At 60.7% G+C, this 17,566-nt stretch carries 18 protein-coding genes; 11 read left to right on the forward strand and 7 right to left on the reverse strand.

The features are described 5' to 3' along the window. The first annotated feature begins 120 nt into the window (after positions 1–120). Positions 121–675 (forward strand): RBBP9/YdeN family alpha/beta hydrolase, encoded by a 555-nt coding sequence (locus tag NT26_RS08985; protein ID WP_052638459.1) that lies wholly within the window; start codon positions 121–123, stop codon positions 673–675. A 63-nt stretch (positions 676–738) separates the two neighbouring features. Here NT26_RS08985 and NT26_RS08990 read toward each other — a convergent pair whose 3' ends face one another. Beyond that, positions 739–1,047 carry a DUF1476 domain-containing protein gene (locus tag NT26_RS08990; protein ID WP_052638460.1) on the reverse strand — a complete coding sequence of 103 codons (309 nt, stop codon included), beginning with the start codon at positions 1,045–1,047 and terminating at the stop codon, positions 739–741. A 345-nt stretch (positions 1,048–1,392) separates the two neighbouring features. On the opposite strand from NT26_RS08990, the gene purC reads away from it, so the two are divergent. From purC to NT26_RS09035, 9 genes are all read left to right on the forward strand, one after another. After that, a complete protein-coding gene (gene purC / locus NT26_RS08995; protein WP_052638461.1) occupies positions 1,393–2,157 on the forward strand; it encodes a phosphoribosylaminoimidazolesuccinocarboxamide synthase in 765 nt (254 codons plus the stop codon). A 16-nt stretch (positions 2,158–2,173) separates the two neighbouring features. Beyond that, on the forward strand, positions 2,174–2,416 hold the full coding sequence (gene purS / locus NT26_RS09000) for a phosphoribosylformylglycinamidine synthase subunit PurS (protein WP_052638462.1): 243 nt from the start codon (positions 2,174–2,176) through the stop codon (positions 2,414–2,416). A gap of 159 nt (positions 2,417–2,575) precedes the next feature. After that, positions 2,576–3,247, forward strand: a complete 672-nt coding sequence (gene purQ / locus NT26_RS09005; RefSeq protein ID WP_052638463.1) for a phosphoribosylformylglycinamidine synthase subunit PurQ — start codon at positions 2,576–2,578, stop codon at positions 3,245–3,247. A gap of 49 nt (positions 3,248–3,296) precedes the next feature. Beyond that, entirely contained in the window at positions 3,297–3,695 is a 399-nt protein-coding gene (locus NT26_RS09010; protein WP_052638464.1) for a hypothetical protein, read from the forward strand. 170 nt (positions 3,696–3,865) lie between these two features. Then, positions 3,866–4,471 carry an acyloxyacyl hydrolase gene (locus NT26_RS09015; protein ID WP_065814525.1) on the forward strand — a complete coding sequence of 202 codons (606 nt, stop codon included), beginning with the start codon at positions 3,866–3,868 and terminating at the stop codon, positions 4,469–4,471. A gap of 116 nt (positions 4,472–4,587) precedes the next feature. After that, positions 4,588–6,795, forward strand: a complete 2,208-nt coding sequence (gene purL / locus NT26_RS09020; RefSeq protein WP_052638465.1) for a phosphoribosylformylglycinamidine synthase subunit PurL — start codon at positions 4,588–4,590, stop codon at positions 6,793–6,795. A gap of 99 nt (positions 6,796–6,894) precedes the next feature. Beyond that, positions 6,895–7,128 carry a BolA family protein gene (locus tag NT26_RS09025; protein ID WP_052638466.1) on the forward strand — a complete coding sequence of 78 codons (234 nt, stop codon included), beginning with the start codon at positions 6,895–6,897 and terminating at the stop codon, positions 7,126–7,128. 151 nt (positions 7,129–7,279) lie between these two features. After that, positions 7,280–7,615: a Grx4 family monothiol glutaredoxin gene (grxD, locus tag NT26_RS09030; RefSeq protein WP_052638467.1), complete on the forward strand. Its 336-nt coding sequence runs from the start codon at positions 7,280–7,282 to the stop codon at positions 7,613–7,615. Between the two features lie 122 nt (positions 7,616–7,737). Next, complete coding sequence (locus NT26_RS09035) at positions 7,738–8,943, forward strand: multidrug effflux MFS transporter (protein WP_052641996.1); 1,206 nt, start codon at positions 7,738–7,740, stop codon at positions 8,941–8,943. Between the two features lie 41 nt (positions 8,944–8,984). On the opposite strand, the gene NT26_RS09040 is transcribed toward NT26_RS09035, so the two are convergent. After that, positions 8,985–9,809, reverse strand: a complete 825-nt coding sequence (locus tag NT26_RS09040) for an inositol monophosphatase family protein (RefSeq protein ID WP_052638468.1) — start codon at positions 9,807–9,809, stop codon at positions 8,985–8,987. 157 nt (positions 9,810–9,966) lie between these two features. Here NT26_RS09040 and NT26_RS09045 point away from each other — a divergent pair, with 157 nt between their 5' ends. Beyond that, positions 9,967–10,584 (forward strand): thioesterase domain-containing protein, encoded by a 618-nt coding sequence (locus NT26_RS09045; RefSeq protein ID WP_052638469.1) that lies wholly within the window; start codon positions 9,967–9,969, stop codon positions 10,582–10,584. A 3-nt stretch (positions 10,585–10,587) separates the two neighbouring features. Here the strand turns inward: NT26_RS09045 and NT26_RS09050 are convergent, their stop codons facing one another. From NT26_RS09050 to recA, 5 genes are all read right to left on the reverse strand, one after another. Further along, the gene (locus NT26_RS09050; RefSeq protein ID WP_052638470.1) at positions 10,588–11,169 is read right to left on the reverse strand and encodes a protein-S-isoprenylcysteine O-methyltransferase; all 582 of its coding nucleotides are present in this window, start codon (positions 11,167–11,169) and stop codon (positions 10,588–10,590) included. After that, positions 11,162–12,385, reverse strand: a complete 1,224-nt coding sequence (locus tag NT26_RS09055) for a hypothetical protein (protein WP_052638471.1) — start codon at positions 12,383–12,385, stop codon at positions 11,162–11,164. Before NT26_RS09055 ends, NT26_RS09050 begins: the two co-directional genes overlap by 8 nt. A 175-nt stretch (positions 12,386–12,560) precedes the next feature. Next, on the reverse strand, positions 12,561–13,430 hold the full coding sequence (gene ttcA / locus NT26_RS09060; RefSeq protein WP_052638472.1) for a tRNA 2-thiocytidine(32) synthetase TtcA: 870 nt from the start codon (positions 13,428–13,430) through the stop codon (positions 12,561–12,563). Positions 13,431–13,462: 32 nt separating this feature from the next. Continuing rightward, the gene (alaS, locus tag NT26_RS09065; protein ID WP_052638473.1) at positions 13,463–16,123 is read right to left on the reverse strand and encodes an alanine--tRNA ligase; all 2,661 of its coding nucleotides are present in this window, start codon (positions 16,121–16,123) and stop codon (positions 13,463–13,465) included. 152 nt (positions 16,124–16,275) lie between these two features. Continuing rightward, entirely contained in the window at positions 16,276–17,361 is a 1,086-nt protein-coding gene (recA, locus tag NT26_RS09070) for a recombinase RecA (RefSeq protein ID WP_052638474.1), read from the reverse strand. Between the last annotated feature and the right edge of the window lie 205 nt (positions 17,362–17,566).

Raw genomic sequence — 17,566 nt, forward strand, 5'->3', positions numbered from 1 at the left:
CCACCGGTTACGGGGAGACTACCTGCATACACGGATCAGCGTCTGGAGCGCCCCCACCGGGCTCCTGTTACGGCTCTGGCCCTTGACTTCAGCCATTCGGTTTCTCAAATCGGCGCCATCATGAAAGCATCAGAAGCCGAAATTCTCATCATTCCGGGTTACACCAATTCCGGGCCCGATCACTGGCAGAGCCGTTGGGAGGCCAAACTTTCCACCGCGCGCCGGGTTGAACAGGCGGAATGGTCAAAGCCGGTACGCGAGGACTGGGTGGCGAAGGTTGCCGAGGAGGTGAATGCGGCAACGCAGCCGGTAGTCCTCGTGGCCCATTCTCTCGGCATCCCCTCGGCGGTCCACGCGATCCCACTGTTCAGGAAGCAGGTTGTCGGCGCCTTCTTCGTAGCGCCGCCCGAGGTTGACAATCCTGCCGTGCGTCCCCGTCACCTGATGAGCTTTGGCCCCTATCCGCGCGATCCCTTACCCTTCCCGACGGTGACCATCGCCAGCCGCAACGACCCGTTCGGCTCCTACGAACACGCTGACGACATCGCTGCCGCCTGGGGATCGTTGCTGATCGACGCCGGAGAATCGGGACATATCAACGCGGAGAGCGGACACGGCCCATGGCCCGAAGGCACCATGGTCTTCGCCCAGTTCCTGTCTCGCCTGAAGGCCTGACCCGCACGAAAAAGCCGCGTCGGCGACCGACGCGGCTTTCGCGCGGATAGGTTGAGGTGAAGCTTACTGCTTCACCTCAGCAACGGCGTCCTGCAGATAGGCGAACATCTTCTGGCGGATGTCTTCGTCGGAGATCGAGACGCCAGCGGCATTGAAATCGGCGCGCAGCTTGCGGAACACGTCCTCTTCACCCGCCTCCTGGAAATCCGCTTCGACGACCTCCTGTGCATACGCGTCGGCATCGCGTCCCAGGAGTTCGGCGGCCCAGCGGCCGACGAGCTTGTTCCGCCGCACGACGGCCTTGAACTTCTGCTCTTCGTCGAGCGCAAACTTGTTCTCGAATGCGCGTTCGCGGTCTTTCATGCTGGTCATGACTTAACTCCCCGTAATCGGTTCTCGTAGGTCCATAAATCAAAAGCGTTCCGAAAGTGCAATGCGATTTGTCAAAGCGCATCCTGCCATGTCAGGCGCCGAAATCATGCCGGATTCATCGCCTAGCTATCGACGCGCCCGGATATGTTGGCTAGGCCAAAGAGGCAGGGTTTCCTCAGCACGGAAAGACATCGCTTTGCCGCTGGGAAGTCTACCTCTGTCAACGGGTCATTGCTCCCCAGCCACGGAGGAATCGCATCATTGTGATTCTCGATCTTTTCCGTTATGGGACCGCTCAACCACCTTTCACTGCGCCACGAGGCGCCAACAATGAGACAATAAGAAATGAACCGTCGCCGCCGTATATACGAAGGCAAGGCCAAGATCCTGTACGAGGGTCCCGAACCCGGCACGCTGATCCAGTTCTTCAAGGACGACGCCACTGCGTTCAACAAGAAGAAGCACGACGTCATCGACGGCAAGGGCGTCCTGAACAACCGCATCTCGGAATACGTCTTTACCCATCTCAACAAGATCGGCATTCCGACGCACTTCATCCGCCGCCTCAACATGCGCGAGCAGCTCATCAAGGAAGTGGAGATGATCCCGCTTGAGGTGGTGGTGCGCAATGTCGCCGCTGGCTCCCTTTCGACCCGCCTTGGAATCGAGGAGGGCACCGTCCTTCCCCGTTCGATCATCGAATTCTACTACAAGTCCGATGCACTCAACGATCCGATGGTCTCGGAAGAGCACATCACCGCGTTCGGCTGGGCAAATCCGGCTGAACTCGATGATATCATGGCTCTGGCCATTCGGGTGAACGACTTCCTCAGCGGCCTTTTCCTCGGCGTTGGAATCCAGCTGGTCGACTTCAAGATCGAATGCGGCCGCCTCTACGAAGGCGACATGATGCGCATCATCCTGGCCGACGAAATCTCTCCCGACAGCTGCCGTCTGTGGGACATCGAAACCAAGGAGAAGATGGACAAGGATCGCTTCCGCCGCGACATGGGCGGGCTGGTTGAAGCCTATTCCGAAGTCGCGCGCCGCCTTGGCATCATCAACGAAAACGAACCGATCCGCGGCACCGGCCCGGTTCTCGTGAAGTAACGGACGGGGGACGACAGTGATCAAGGCACGGGTAACGGTAACGCTGAAGAACGGTGTGCTCGATCCGCAGGGCAAAGCCATTGAAGGCGCGCTTGCCAGCCTCGGCTTTCAGGGTGTTGGTCATGTCCGTCAAGGCAAGGTGTTTGACATCGAGCTCGACGACACCGATCGCGCCGCGGCAGAGGCGAGCCTCAGGGACATGTGCGAGAGGCTGCTGGCGAACACAGTGATCGAGAATTATACCATTGCTCTCGACTGACGGCTGAGGCGTCGTATCCGTGATACATTCGGCTGTGCTTGGCAGACGCGGTACAATGATCGCGATTGAGTTGGGCATCCCCGACCGCTACAAGACGGGATCAAACACTCTGGAGTGGCGTGAACTCCAGGAAACTCAATCAAGGTTCGAGCCGCACCCATGAAATCAGCTGTCGTCCAACTCCCCGGCCTCAACCGTGATCGGGACATGATCGATGCCCTGACCAAGATCTCCGGTCAGGCACCTGTCACCGTATGGCAAACGGAGACGAGCATTCCGGATGTCGACCTCATCGTGATCCCGGGTGGTTTCTCCTACGGCGATTACCTCCGTTGCGGGGCGATTGCCGCCCGCATGCCCGTCATGCAGGCCATTCGGGAGAAAGCAGACAAGGGCGTCAAGGTCCTGGGAGTCTGCAACGGTTTCCAGATTCTCGTCGAGGCGGGCCTCCTTCCAGGCGCGCTCATGCGCAACACGTCGCTGCGCTTCGTTTGCAAGGAAGTCCTTCTCGAGGTCGTGAACGCCGACACGGCCTTCACACGTGCCTATGAAGAGGGCCAGGTCATTCGCTGCCCCGTAGCCCACCACGACGGCAATTACTTCGTCGATGAAGAGACACTGGCGTCCATGCAGGACAACCGCCAGATCGTGTTCAGATACGCCGCCGGCACCAACCCAAACGGTTCGCTCAGCGATATCGCGGGTGTCATCAACACGGCAGGCAATGTTCTTGGCATGATGCCGCATCCGGAGAACCTCATCGAAGCGGCGCATGGCGGGCTTGATGGGAGGGGCATTTTTGCATCCGCCCTGGATGTGATTGCAGCCTGATACAGCACAGGCCAGCGATGGACACTCTCCCCGTCAACAAGGAAATCCGATGCATCTTCATCCTGCGATCCGCGTCGCATCGCTGTCGGCAACCGTCGCACTCGCCCTCACCTCCTGCCAGTCGGATCGTTCGCCGCCAGCTTCTCCGGATCGTGCCGCGCTACCGACAATGGAACGGGTCGCCGTCAATGCCAACCGGTGCTGGTTCAAGTCAGGCGATCCCACGTTCGAGCCCTATCGGCTCGCGCCAGAGCTGAACTCCTTCTCCGGGCGACCTCGAATTCTTGCCGTTCCTCGTAACAGTCCCGAATCAAGGCCCGTGCTCGTGGTCCAAGCCGAGGGCAGCCCCGCTCGCCTCGATGCATTTGGGCCGCTTATGGACGGCGCGTCGGGAGATCGGATCAGACGCGACGTTCTCAAATGGGCAAGCGGGACGTCCGGCTGCTGAGCTTCGCCGTAGCCAAAATGTCACGTGCCGCCGTCGCCGAGTCGAGACCGTGCGATAAAAACGGATAGCTGTTGCACGAGCCCGTATCGCCAGCTTAAGGTCTCGCCGAATCTGTGGTGACAGTGTGGCGTGATCATGACCGCGGACGTATTGGGAGCGCTTGTAAACTGATGCACAAACCTTTCGCCGTCTTGGCAGTTGCTGCCGTACTTTCGTCGACCTGTGCCTTCGCAGCAGACCTTCCAGCGTCGGAAGCACCCATTGCGGCCGCACCTGTCGTCGAGGACACCGGACGGATATTCGACGAAGCGCGGTTTGGCGTCCTGACCTCCGTCGACAGTTCCGACCTCAACGGGGAGGATGGCGCTTTCGTGACCGGCATGCTTCTTTTCGATCCGTGGAGCCACATGGAAGCGGCCGGATGGGACAGGCTTCTACGGCCGCGCATCCACGTGGGCGGTACAATCGCCACAGAGGGCGAAGCTAACCAGGTCTATGCAGGTTTTTCCTGGACGGCGAATGTTACCGACCGCTTCTTCCTGGAGCTCGGCTTCGGCGGTACGTTGCATGACGGTGATCTCGACATCGACGATGGTGGAAACGGTCCCAAGCTCGGATGCCGCGCCTTGTTCCACGAGTATGTGGCTGCCGGCTTCAATGTCACCGACAGATGGAGTGTCATTGCGCATCTCGAGCATTCGTCCCATGCGAATCTATGTGACGGCCCCAACAACGGCCTCTCGCGCGGTGGCGTCATGGTCGGCTACAAGTTCTAGATTCAGCGCCATTTCGGTAGCGGCAAAAGCAGGGCGCGACGGGAAATTTCCTGTCGCGCCTTTTGACTGCTTAGGCTAAAGAGACCGGCAGATACCGCCCCTAGCCCGAGAAGACCATGAACATCCGTAACAGCATTGAGATCACGCCTGAACTCGTCGCCTCGCATGGGCTGAAACCGGATGAGTACCAGCGCATTCTCGACCTGATCGGGCGCGAACCGACCTTTACCGAGCTGGGCATTTTTTCGGCCATGTGGAACGAGCATTGTTCCTACAAATCATCCAAGAAATGGCTACGCACCCTGCCCACAAAGGGGTCGCGTGTCATTCAGGGTCCGGGGGAGAATGCGGGCGTCGTCGACATCGATGATGGCGATTGCGTCGTCTTCAAGATGGAGAGCCACAACCACCCCTCCTACATCGAGCCCTACCAGGGAGCCGCGACCGGTGTTGGCGGCATTCTCCGCGACGTGTTCACCATGGGAGCACGACCGATCGCCGCGATGAACGCGCTACGCTTCGGTGCCCCGGATCACCCGAAGACAAAACACCTCGTCTCGGGCGTCGTCGCCGGAGTGGGCGGTTACGGCAACTCCTTCGGCGTCCCAGCGGTCGGAGGGGAAGTGGAGTTTGATGAACGCTACAACGGGAACATCCTGGTCAACGCATTCGCTGCCGGCTTGGCGAAATCCGATGCGATCTTCTACTCCAAGGCAGAAGGCGTCGGCTTGCCCGTCGTCTATCTCGGTGCAAAGACCGGTCGCGACGGCGTGGGTGGTGCCACCATGGCCTCTGCCGAATTCGACGAGTCGATCGAGGAAAAGCGGCCAACCGTCCAGGTCGGTGATCCCTTTACCGAAAAATGCCTGCTGGAGGCATGCCTCGAGTTGATGAAGACCGGTGCCGTCATCGCCATTCAGGACATGGGTGCGGCAGGGCTGACCTGCTCGGCTGTCGAGATGGGCGCAAAGGGTGACCTGGGAATTGAACTCGATCTCGACAAGGTGCCGGTGCGCGAGGAGCGCATGAGCGCCTATGAAATGATGCTCTCGGAAAGCCAGGAGCGCATGCTCATGGTCCTCCGGCCCGAGAAGGAGGATGAGGCCAAGGCCATCTTCGTCAAGTGGGGCCTGGATTTTGCGATCGTCGGCAAGACGACCGACGACCTGCGCTTCCGCATCCTTCATCAGGGCGAGGAAGTCGCGAACCTGCCGATCAAGGAACTGGGCGACGAGGCACCAGAATATGACCGCCCCTGGATTGCTGGCAATGGGAACCCTCCCCTACCCGCCAGCGAAGTCGCCGAGCCGCAGGATTACAACGTCGCACTGCTCAAGCTGGTCGGTTCACCCAACCAGGCAAGTCGCCGCTGGGTCTGGGAGCAGTATGATACCTTTATTCAGGGTAACTCCTTGCAACGCCCGGGTGGCGATGCGGGTGTCGTGAGGGTTGACGGACATCCCACCAAGGCGCTGGCTTTCTCGTCGGACGTGACGCCGCGCTACGTCGAAGCTGACCCTGTGGAAGGTGGAAAGCAGGCCGTTGCCGAGTGCTGGCGCAATATTACGGCCACGGGTGCAGAACCGCTTGCCGCAACCGATAACCTGAACTTCGGCAACCCAGAGAAGCCGGAGATCATGGGACAACTCGTGGGCGCGATCCAGGGCATTGGCGAAGCCTGTCGCGCCCTCGACTTCCCGATCGTGTCTGGCAATGTTTCGCTCTACAATGAGACAAACGGCATCGCCATCCTCCCGACCCCCACCATTGCCGGCGTCGGACTGCTACCCGACTGGTCGAAAATGGCACGCATCGGCGACATGAGAGACGGCGACGTGTTGATCATGATCGGAACGGACGGCAGCCATCTCGGGCAGTCGATCTACCTGCGTGACGTTCTGGGTTCAACGGAAGGTCCCGCTCCTTCGGTCGATCTCGACGCTGAACGTCGCAACGGCGATCTCGTACGTGGCCTCATCCGCAACGGTCAGGTATCAGCCTGCCACGACATCTCCGACGGCGGCCTGCTCCTCGCGCTGGCGGAGATGGCGATGGCTGCTACGAAGGGCATGCGGATCAATCTTGCGGATCAGCGTGGGCCCGCGCATGCGCTTCTGTTCGGCGAAGATCAGGCCCGCTATGTCCTAGCGGTCCCGGCCGACCTCGCCAATTTCGTCGAGGCCAGCGCTGAAAGCGCCGGCGTTCCGTTCCGAAAGCTCGGCATGGCGGGAGGCGACCGATTGGTTGTAGACGACCTCGTGGATGTCAGCGTTCCTGACTTGGTCAATGCCAACGAAAGCTGGTTCCCTGGCTTCATGAACTGAACCCTCAGGACTCGCATCCTTTGACCGCCGCTGCCGTTTTTGGCACTCTGGCTGAGAAGCTGCGACTCAGCGGAATGAGATAACGAGAAGGACCACATCATGCCCATGAACCCGGGAGACATCGAAGACATGATCAAGGCCGGGATCCCCGGAGCCAAGGTCACGATCCGGGATCTGGCGGGCGATGGTGACCATTACGCGGCGGAAGTCGTCGCTGAAGCTTTCCGCGGCAAGACCCGCGTTCAGCAGCACCAGATGGTTTACGACGCCCTCAAGGGACACATGGGTGGAACGCTGCATGCGCTTGCGCTCCAGACTTCGGCGCCGGCCTAGGAATGCATCAGCGCCGGCCTGATCGGCGCGCCTCATCCATCAACCGTTTTGATCGGATCCATCGGTTCCCGGTGCTGGTAATTGCACCGATGCGTGCTATTTAAGCACTAGACGATCCGGGCCTTGAACCCGGCAAGCTAAGGATATCGACATGAGTGGCATTAACGAATTCATCGACAACGAGGTGAAGACGAACGACGTCGTTCTCTTCATGAAGGGCACACCGCAGTTCCCGCAATGCGGTTTCTCCGGCCAAGTCGTGCAGATCCTCGATTACCTCGGTCTCGACTACAAGGGCGTCAACGTGCTGGCGGACCAGGAAATCCGCGAAGGCATCAAGCAGTATTCGAACTGGCCGACCATTCCTCAGCTCTACGTCAAGGGCGAGTTCGTCGGCGGCTGTGACATCGTTCGCGAGATGTTCCAGTCTGGTGAACTGCAGAGCCATCTCCAGGACAACGGCATCACCACGCGCGGCGCCGCATAGCGTCATCCACATTTCCCATACTGGATCTATTGCCAAGGCGCCGTGCATGCGGCGCTTTCTCTTTATATGGAATTTTCATTGTGACGATTAAACCCATTTCACCGACCGACCGCCTCGGCGGCATGGGCCGAGTCGAATTCATCGGCCTGATGGCCATGCTCATGGCGCTCAACGCGCTGGCGATCGACATCATGCTGCCCGGCTTGCAGCAGATCGGCGCCGCGCTCGGGGTCGAGAACGAGAACCATCGGCAGTACGTTGTTTCCGCCTATCTGTTCGGCTTCGGACTAGCACAGCTTGCGTACGGACCGGTTTCGGATCGCTTCGGGCGACGCAAGCCGATGCTTTTCGGCCTCGCGGTATACGTCATCTCGTCCCTGGCCGTGGTCGCCGTACCATCCTTCGCCGGCCTGCTCGCCCTCCGCTTCATCCAGGGCATCGGCTCCGCCGCAATGCGCGTGATCACGATCTCGATCGTCCGTGATATCTATGGAGGACGGGCGATGGCCGAGGTCATGTCGCTGATCATGATGGTCTTCATGGTCGTTCCGGTCATCGCGCCCGGCACGGGACAGATCATCCTTCTGTTTGGCGACTGGCACCTGATCTTCGTCTTCATGGCGTTGGTCGCCCTGGCGGTGGCGGGGTGGATGTATATTCGCTTACCCGAAACACTGCATCAGGAGGATGTCCGACCCTTTACCGTCACGTCGGTCCTCGACGGCTTCCGAATCGTTCTCACCAATCGCGTCGCCCTCTGCTACACGATTGCGAGCATGTTCATCTTCGGCGCACTCTTCGGCTTCATCAACTCGGCCCAGCAGGTCTATGTCGGCATATACGGACTTGGCGTGTGGTTCTCCGCGGCCTTCGCAGCCGTCGCCGTCTTCATGGCCTTTTCGTCCTTCGTCAACGCCCGGCTGGTCGGTCGGTTCGGCATGCGGGGCCTCTCCCATGCCTCGCTGCTCGGCTTTATCGGCATCACCTGCCTCTGGCTGCTGGTCCAGGTCTTCGGGCCGCAGCCCATGCCCTTCCCGCTCTTTCTCGCGTTCTTCGCTCTGGCAATGTTCCAGTTCGGCTGGATCGGCTCGAACTTCAATTCGCTTGCCATGGAGCCGCTGGGCCATGTGGCGGGAACGGCATCGTCCGTTCTGGGATTCATGGGCACGATCGGCGGCGGGATGATTGGGGCAATGATCGGTCAGGCATTCGACGGTACGGCCCTGCCCATGGTCGCCGGATTTTTCGCCGTCTCCATAGTAGGCCTTGTCTTCGTACTGATCGCAGAAAAAGGCCGCCTGTTCCGGGCCCAGAACCCGCGCGTCTGATCGCGCGGGCATTCGTAGCGGAGTGGCGCGTGACCCCTCCGTTATACTCCAAGGATCTCCCGGCGCAGCATCTGCCAGCTGTCCTCGTCGGTCGCGACCAATAGACCACCGTCGACATGATGCGGGAGATAAGCGGAACCGTCGAACCGAGCGACATGTCCGCCCGCTTCCTGTGCGATCAGTGTTCCTGCGAGATGATCCCAGGGCATCAACCTGTTATACATGGCGAAGTGCACGTGTCCGCCGCTGAAGGTGCGATACTCGTGGGCAGCGCAACGGTAGCTCGCTACGAAGCGCACCTTCGCCAGGTTCCCGAGCACGCGTTCGCGCACCTCGCCGTAGAAATAGCCGGTGGATGCCATCCCCACCATGGTCTCGATAGGCGCAGGATCGGCGGCCGCAAGACGCGTTGCTTCTCCATCAGGACGCCGCAGGTAGGCACCCGAACCCTTCTCGGCAATCACCCAGTCGTCGCCCATGGGGTCGTAGATGATCCCCGCCACTGTCTCACCCTTCCAGACCACCGATGCCATCACACCGAAGGCGGGAATGCCAGAGGCGAAGTTGAACGTGCCATCGATCGGATCGACGACAACCGCCAACTCGGCGTCTGCCAGTCCGTGAAGAATCGCCGGATCGGCAGCGACAGATTCCTCCCCCACGAACAGTGCATCCGGCGCGAGCAAGGCTATGGCACGGCGGAGATGCCTTTCCGCCGCCTCATCCGCCTCCGTTACGAGATCGGTAGGTTCGCTCTTCGCCCGGATGTCGCCGGCTCCCAGCTTGCGAAATCGAGGACGTATTTCCTGGATCGCCGCGTCCTGCAATAGACTTGCGAGGGCGCCCACATCTATAATGCTCGTCAACTGAATCTCCGCAGTGGATCTCGATGGGAATCGTTGCCTGCGAGGGGTGTACTATTCCAGCCCCAGAAGTACAGCGACATCCAGACGCAGCACTATTGTCTGCGGCGTGAATCAGGCATGATCGCGAAAACGACACAATTTCGGAGTGCGCCAGCTGATGTTATCCAGGCGATCGCTAATTTCCACGGCATCCGTCCTGCTGGCCGCCACTACCCTCCCCCCTGAGGCAACCGCGAAGAAGCGGCCCCCACCTCCTGCGGGTCAGGTTTATCTCTTCCGTGGACTGGCTGATATCTTCTCCACAGGCCTGAATACACTGGGAAAGCAACTGACTGCGGAAGGAGTTGATGCACAGGTTCTATCGCTCCCCAATGCCGCGAGGTTTGCGAAAGAAATCGCGGACCGCTACCGCAAGTCGAAGCGGGCCCGGCCAATCATCCTGATCGGGCATTCTCTTGGCGCTGACGTAACGTTCTCCATCGCAACCGCGTTGCAGCCACTGAAGATCCCCGTCGGATTGATCATCAGCTTCGACCCTACAGGCAAAGGCCCCGTACCAAGTAACGTCCGCAAGACGATCAACTTCTACACCGGAGGCGGCAATATGTGGGCGCCGGTCGTTCCTGCACCGGGGTTCAGGGGCGACCTCGCCAACATCAATGTCCGGCAGGGAGAAGCGGCTGTGAAGGGCATCGGCCACTTCAACATCGAGAAGAGCCCGGAATTGCATGCGCGCGCCATCAAGGAGGTCAAGGCGGCATTGCGCCGACGCTGAGGCCTAGAAAACGCCCGGGACCAGTCTCTTGGTACGTGCACAATAGGCGTCGTATTCTAGGCCGAAAGTCTCTCGCATCATCGCCTCCTCACGTGACTGGCGCACGGCATAGAGAGCCAGTATTGCGGCGAGGCCTGCGAGGCCGGCGATCCAGTTTGGAATCAGGAAAGCCTGCGCCGTTCCCCACAACAGAAATGATGCATACATCGGATGGCGCACATGGGCGTAGACCCCCTGGGTCACCAACTGGTGCCCCTCCCTCACTTCGAGTGTCACCGACCAATTCCTGCCGAGATCCTTGTGGCTGCGTCTGAAGAGCCAGAGAAATGCCGCCCCGGAGACCACGCCCAAGACAATCGGCACCAAGCCTTGCTGACGGTCAGCAACACCTGAGAGCACACCCAGACGCCAGAGGATCGGCAAGAGCGCGAGTCCGACCCCACAGGCCAGCAGCAGCGTGATATCGAGCGCAGTCCGTTTATCCACCGCCGTCCTCTGCCGCCTGGCGCGACGCATTGCCGGATAGCGCATGGCGCACCAGGCCAGCAGCATCAGCGCCCAGAGGATGAAGGAAAATCTACTCATGGGGAGCCTTTGTCCGGTTGTGCTCGGCCCGCGGTTGATCATTACCGATGAGCGGCATTGACCCCGGGCGCGCATCTTCGAGGTTTCTCGCGCCGCAACAGATCATGAAGAAATCATAGAAATATTCCCGGCTGTTGGCGGAAATGAACTGGTAATGCACCCGAAAGAAGTTGCGCTTGATCCGCTTGTAGACGGCCGGTTCAAGCATCTCGCGAAAGCGCACCTGATACTGCTGCGGAAATGGCTCGCTTCGAGCGTGGGTCAGGCCTGCCAGCGCATACGGATCGCACTTATAGAAGTTGATGATGTCGGTGAGCGCCTGACATTCGATCCAGCGGATCTGCATACGCGTCGCGAGTGCCGCCATACGCGCACGCGCACGATGGGCCGCCGGGTGAAGCGCAACCTTCAGCGATGTCGAACCGACCGTAAGGACCTTGAAGTTCGCCGCGCGGCCCTCAGTTTCCAGCCGCTCCCCGACCAGTTCCGCAAGATCGAGAACCATCGCGCCGCCGGTGGAATGGCCCACCAGCAGCACCTCGTCGAAACTTCCCTCAGCCATACGATCGTTTATCAGCTCCGACCACCGGGATAGTCGTGCATCCATGTCGGCCCGCCGACAGTGGAGATGTTCCCGGCTGAATGACCAAAGGTCCATGAGGTGGAAGACGAAGTACCGCCGCCCCAGGTAACGGCCGACGACGACCGTCAGCCCGATCCCTGCAACAAGCGGCAGGATCAGGCCTCCGGGAGGATCCACGAGCGAAACAAGCCGAAAGCCCAAGGACCCGATCCACAGGAAGGCCAACAAGGCCGCGAACGGATAGAGAAAGTAGAGCGCGAACCGCCAGTTCGTCTGGAAGAAGCGGACCATGGTGCCGCTCATGACATAGTCGAAGAAGGCCGCAAGATAGGCTAGAAGGCGCAAGTGAAAGGGCCTCGCCCCATCGCGTCGGACAATGTCGTCATAGCTGAGGAAGGTGATGTCGGATCTGCAGGAGCCGTCTGGGCCCTCATAGAGGACCTGCGCCGTCGCCGATGAGTGACACTCAGCATGACCGAGGACCGTCATTGATGCCGTGACCGCCCAGCACCGCGAAAAACGGTCAATCTCCCGCGCGATTCGGCGGAAGAAGCCCTCACAGTCGTTCCGCTCGTAGCCGCCGATCAGGAACACTGCACGTCGCGCTACCGCCGGCCGACCGGGCTCATGCATTCGAACTCCCCCATTCGCGCAAATCAGAACCAGCGAACTGGCCAGCAGCGTCTTTGGCTGCAGTTTGCAGGATGGTGCCCAACCAGTCCAGCATTAGGGCCCAAGCAGCCTGCTCTAGAGCGCGATTTCCTGTGTCTAAAGCCGACGGGGCGGACCGGCAGACGTCTGTTCGGCCTCAGTCTGATCGGCCGGCATCCAGCCCGGCAAAATCGAACAGCTTGGTATCGAGGAGATGGGACGGATTGACATGGGCGAGTGCCCGCAGCATCGCATCCTTGCGACCAGGCATTCGAGCTTCGATGTCCGCAAGCATCGCCTTCATCGCATTGCGCTGCAGGCCATCCTGGGAGCCGCAGAGGTCGCAGGGGATGATGGGAAACTCCATTGCCTGGGCGAAGCGTGCAAGATCGTCCTCGGCGCAATAGGCAAGCGGGCGCAGCACCAGCAAATCGCCCTCGTCGTTGAGCAGCTTCGCCGGCATCCCGGCGAGCCGGCCGCCATGGAAAAAATTCATGAAGAAGGTTTCGAGGATGTCTTCGCGATGATGACCGAGCACCAGCGCATCGCATCCCTCTTCGCGGGCGATTCGGTAGAGATTGCCGCGGCGAAGCCGGGAACAGAGCGAGCAGTAGGTTGCCCCCTCTGGCACCTTCTCCTTCACCACGGAGTAGGTGTCGCGGTACTCGATCCGATGACGCACCCCGATTGAACTTAGGTAGTCCGGCAGCACGTGCTTGGGAAAGTTCGGCTGTCCTTGGTCAAGATTGCAGGCGATGAGTTCTACCGGCAACAGGCCGCGCCACTTCAGGTCCATGAGAATGGCCAGGAGCGAATACGAATCCTTGCCACCGGATAGGCCAATCAGCCACCGCTTCTGGCCTTTCAGCATCTGGAAATCTTGAAGCGCCTGGCGCACATGCCGGAGCAGGCGCTTTCTCAGCTTGTTGAAGCCGACAGACTGCGGCGCTCCGGAAAAGAGCGAGGGGGCCTGCCCCTCGCCTTCCAGGTCGACTACATCGACTGCCGTTGGACCGTTCAGTCCCATCTCGTCTCCAGGCCCTTTAGCGAGGTGTGGCGTCAGGCTCCGAGCGCGCCGGCTACGGCCTCGACTGCGTCCTTGGCCTTCGAGCCGTCGGGACCGCCTGCCTGTGCCATGTCCGGACGTCCACCGCCGCCCTTGCCGCCGAGCGCCGCCGACGCGATGCGGACCAGATCGACTGCGCTGAAACGGCCAGTCAGATCCTCCGTCACGGCGACCACGGCACTTGCCTTGCCATCCGCCGATACGCCCACGAGCGTAACCACGCCCGAACCCAGGCTTGCCTTGCCCTCATCCGCCAATCCCTTCAGATCCCGGGCATCGATCCCCTCAAGAACCTTGCCGAGATACTTCGTTCCGGCGACCTCGCGAACTTCGCTGGCACCGCCACCCTGGCTTCCGCCCATGGCAAGGCGCCGCTTCGTCTCGGCCAGTTCCCGCTCGAGCTTCCGCCGCTCTTCCACCAGCGCTTCCACGCGCGAGACGACCTCGCCCGGCTGCACCTTCAGCGCCGAAGCAAGCGTCTTCACCCGCTCGTCCTGTTCCGCCAGATAGGCAAGGGCCGCCGCACCCGTGACGGCCTCGACGCGGCGAACGCCGGCCCCCACGGCGCTCTCCCCCAAGATCCGCACCAGGCCGATATCGCCGGTCGCATTCACATGGGTGCCGCCGCAGAGCTCGATCGAATAGGGCTTGCCCGACTTCTCTCCGGCGATCGCCGTCCCCATCGAAACGACGCGAACCTCGTCCCCGTATTTTTCTCCGAACAGCGCCATGGCGCCCTCTGCAATGGCATCGTCGACACTCATCAGCCGAGTCGAGACCGGAGCGTTCTGGATGACGATCGCGTTGGCCATCTCCTCGACCCTTCGGAGTTCCTCACCCGACATCGGCTTCGGATGCGAAATGTCGAAGCGCAGCCGCTCCGGTGCCACGAGCGATCCCTTCTGTGCCACATGCGAACCAAGCACTTCCCGAAGCGCCTCGTGAAGCAGATGGGTGGCGGAGTGATTGGACCGCAGTTGCGACCGCCGGCCATGGTCGACAGCGAGCATAACCGCTTCGCCGGCCTTCAGGGTCCCGGAGACGACCTGGGCGCTGTGGACGAAGAGCCCCTCGCCCTTTTTCTGGGTGTCAGTTACCTCAAGACGGGCGTGGTCGGTGGTGATCACGCCGGTGTCGCCCATCTGGCCGCCGGATTCCCCATAGAAGGGCGTCTGGTTCACCACAACCTGCACGGTCTCTCCAGCCGTGACGGCTTCGACGCTCGCTCCGTCGCGCACCAGCGCCTGCACCACGCCTTCGGCAGTCTCGGTGTCATAACCGAGGAACTCGGTCGCGCCGTGCTTCTCCTTGAGCTCGAACCAGATCGTTTCGGTGGCCTTGTCGCCCGAACCTGCCCAGCTGGCGCGGGCCTCGGCCTTCTGACGCTGCATGGCGTCATTGAAGCCCATGATGTCGACGCCGATCCCCCGCGCCCGTAATGCGTCCTGGGTCAGGTCGAGCGGGAAGCCATAGGTGTCGTAGAGCTTGAATGCCGTCTCGCCATCGAGGCTGTCGCCCTTGGAGAGATCCTGCGTGGCATCCGAAAGCAGCGTCAGGCCGCGGTCGAGCGTCTTCCGGAAACGGGTTTCTTCGAGCTTCAAAGTTTCGGACGTCAGCGCCTCGGCGCGAACGAGCTCCGGATAGGCGCGGCCCATCTCCTGAACCAGCGTCGGCAACAGGCGGTACATTAGGGGCTCACGCGCACCGAGCAGTTGCATGTGGCGCATGGCACGGCGCATGATGCGGCGCAGTACGTAGCCGCGGCCTTCGTTCGACGGCAGTACCCCGTCGGCAATCAGGAAGGCAGACGAACGAAGATGGTCTGCGATGACCCGGAAGCTTGCCGCCTGGTCACCCTCGGCCTTGGCGCCGACGACATCCTCCGTGGCGGAAATCAGGTTCCGGAAGAGGTCCGTCTCGAACACGCTTCCGACGCCTTGCAGCACGCAGGCCATGCGCTCCAGCCCCATGCCGGTATCAATCGACGGCTTGGGCAGCGGCGTCCGTTCGCCCGGCGCCGTCTGGTCGAACTGCATGAAGACCAGGTTCCAGAACTCGAGGAAGCGGTCGCCATCCTCTTCCGGCGAACCGGGCGGGCCGCCCCAGACATGCTCGCCCTGGTCGATGAAGATCTCGGAACAGGGACCGCAGGGACCGGTATCGCCCATCTGCCAGAAATTGTCCGAAGTCGGGATGCGAATGATCTTGTCGTCGGAGAAGCCAGCGATCTTCTTCCAGAGGGTCGCAGCCTCTTCATCCTCCGAGTAGACCGTGACCAGCAAGCGGTGCTTCGGGAGGTCGAAGCCTTCCGTAACCAGCTTCCAGGCTAGCTCGATCGCGCGCTCCTTGAAGTAGTCGCCGAAGGAGAAGTTGCCAAGCATCTCGAAGAAGGTCAGGTGGCGGGCGGTATAGCCGACATTGTCCAGATCGTTGTGCTTGCCGCCGGCGCGGACGCATTTCTGCGAGGTCGTGGCCGTCGAGTATGGGCGGCTTTCCAGGCCGGTGAAGACGTTCTTGAACTGCACCATGCCGGCATTGGTGAACATCAGCGTCGGGTCATTGCGCGGCACCAGCGGGCTGGACGACACGATCTCGTGGCCGTTCTTCTTGAAATAGTCGAGGAAGGTCGACCGGATGTCATTCACGCCGCTCATGCTACGCCCTTTGTTCCGCCGGATGCGGATCCGTCATTTGAAAACCAGTGGCTTTTATCGCCCGCACCGGAGACTGTCCAGCCAAACGCAGAACCGGCCGCGCATCTTTGCAGACACGCAGCCGGTGAAATGAAAAGGTTGAACTGAGAGACCTACAGGTCCTCTCCGTCGCCCTCCTGAGCGTCCGGGCCGCCATTCTCCAGGAAGCGGTCGGCGATCAGCCCGGCGTTCTGGCGAAGTGCCAGCTCGATCTCACGGGCAAGCTCCGGATTGTCCTTGAGGAAGGTCTTGGCGTTCTCACGCCCCTGCCCCAGTCGCTGGCTGTTGTACGAGAACCAGGCACCCGACTTCTCGACGATGCCAGCCTTGACTCCAAGATCCACCAACTCGCCGGTCTTGGAAACACCCTCGCCGTACATGATGTCGAACTCGACCTGCTTGAAGGGAGGCGCCATCTTGTTCTTGACGACCTTCACGCGCGTCTGGTTGCCGACCACTTCCTCACGCTCCTTGACGGAACCGATCCGGCGGATGTCGAGGCGGACGGAGGCATAGAACTTCAGCGCATTGCCGCCCGTAGTGGTTTCCGGCGAACCGAACATGACGCCGATCTTCATGCGGATCTGGTTGATGAAGATGACCATGCAGTTCGAGCGTGAGATAGAGGCGGTCAGCTTGCGCAGCGCCTGGCTCATCAGTCGAGCCTGCAGGCCGGGCAGGCTGTCACCCATCTCGCCTTCAATCTCGGCCCTTGGCGTCAATGCGGCGACAGAGTCGACCACCAGCACGTCGATCGCCCCGGACCGAACCAGCGTATCGGTGATTTCAAGTGCCTGCTCGCCGGTATCAGGCTGGGAGATCAGCAGGTTCTCAAGGTCTACGCCGAGCTTGCGCGCGTAGATCGGATCAAGAGCGTGCTCGGCATCCACGAATGCGCAGATGCCACCTTTCTTCTGAGCCTCGGCTATCGTCTGCAAGGCAAGCGTCGTCTTGCCCGAGCTTTCCGGTCCATAGATTTCGACGATGCGGCCCTTGGGCAGTCCGCCGATGCCGAGCGCGATGTCGAGGCTGAGGGAGCCAGTGGAAACCGTCTCGGTCTCCACCACATTCTCCTTCGCGCCAAGCTTCATGATCGATCCCTTGCCGAAGGATCGTTCGATCTGCGACAGTGCCGCGTCCAGCGCCTTGCTCTTATCCACTGTTTTGTCCTCTACAAGCCGCAAAGAATTTTGTGCCATCTGATCCACCTTTAGGTTATTGACGCCGCGCAGGCAACGAAGCAGCTGATGTCGATCATGTACACGTTTTGTTCTCATGGCGCAAGAGCCTGCCATGTGATTGGCATTTGGGCGTTTTTCGAAAATCGTTCGCCTCCTGTTCCGCCTGCTGCAGACGGGATGTATTCCCGGGTGGCCGGACGGGCCGAGACCTGCATCCCTCGAA

Source organism: Pseudorhizobium banfieldiae (assembly GCF_000967425.1).
Taxonomy (GTDB): domain Bacteria; phylum Pseudomonadota; class Alphaproteobacteria; order Rhizobiales; family Rhizobiaceae; genus Neorhizobium; species Neorhizobium banfieldiae.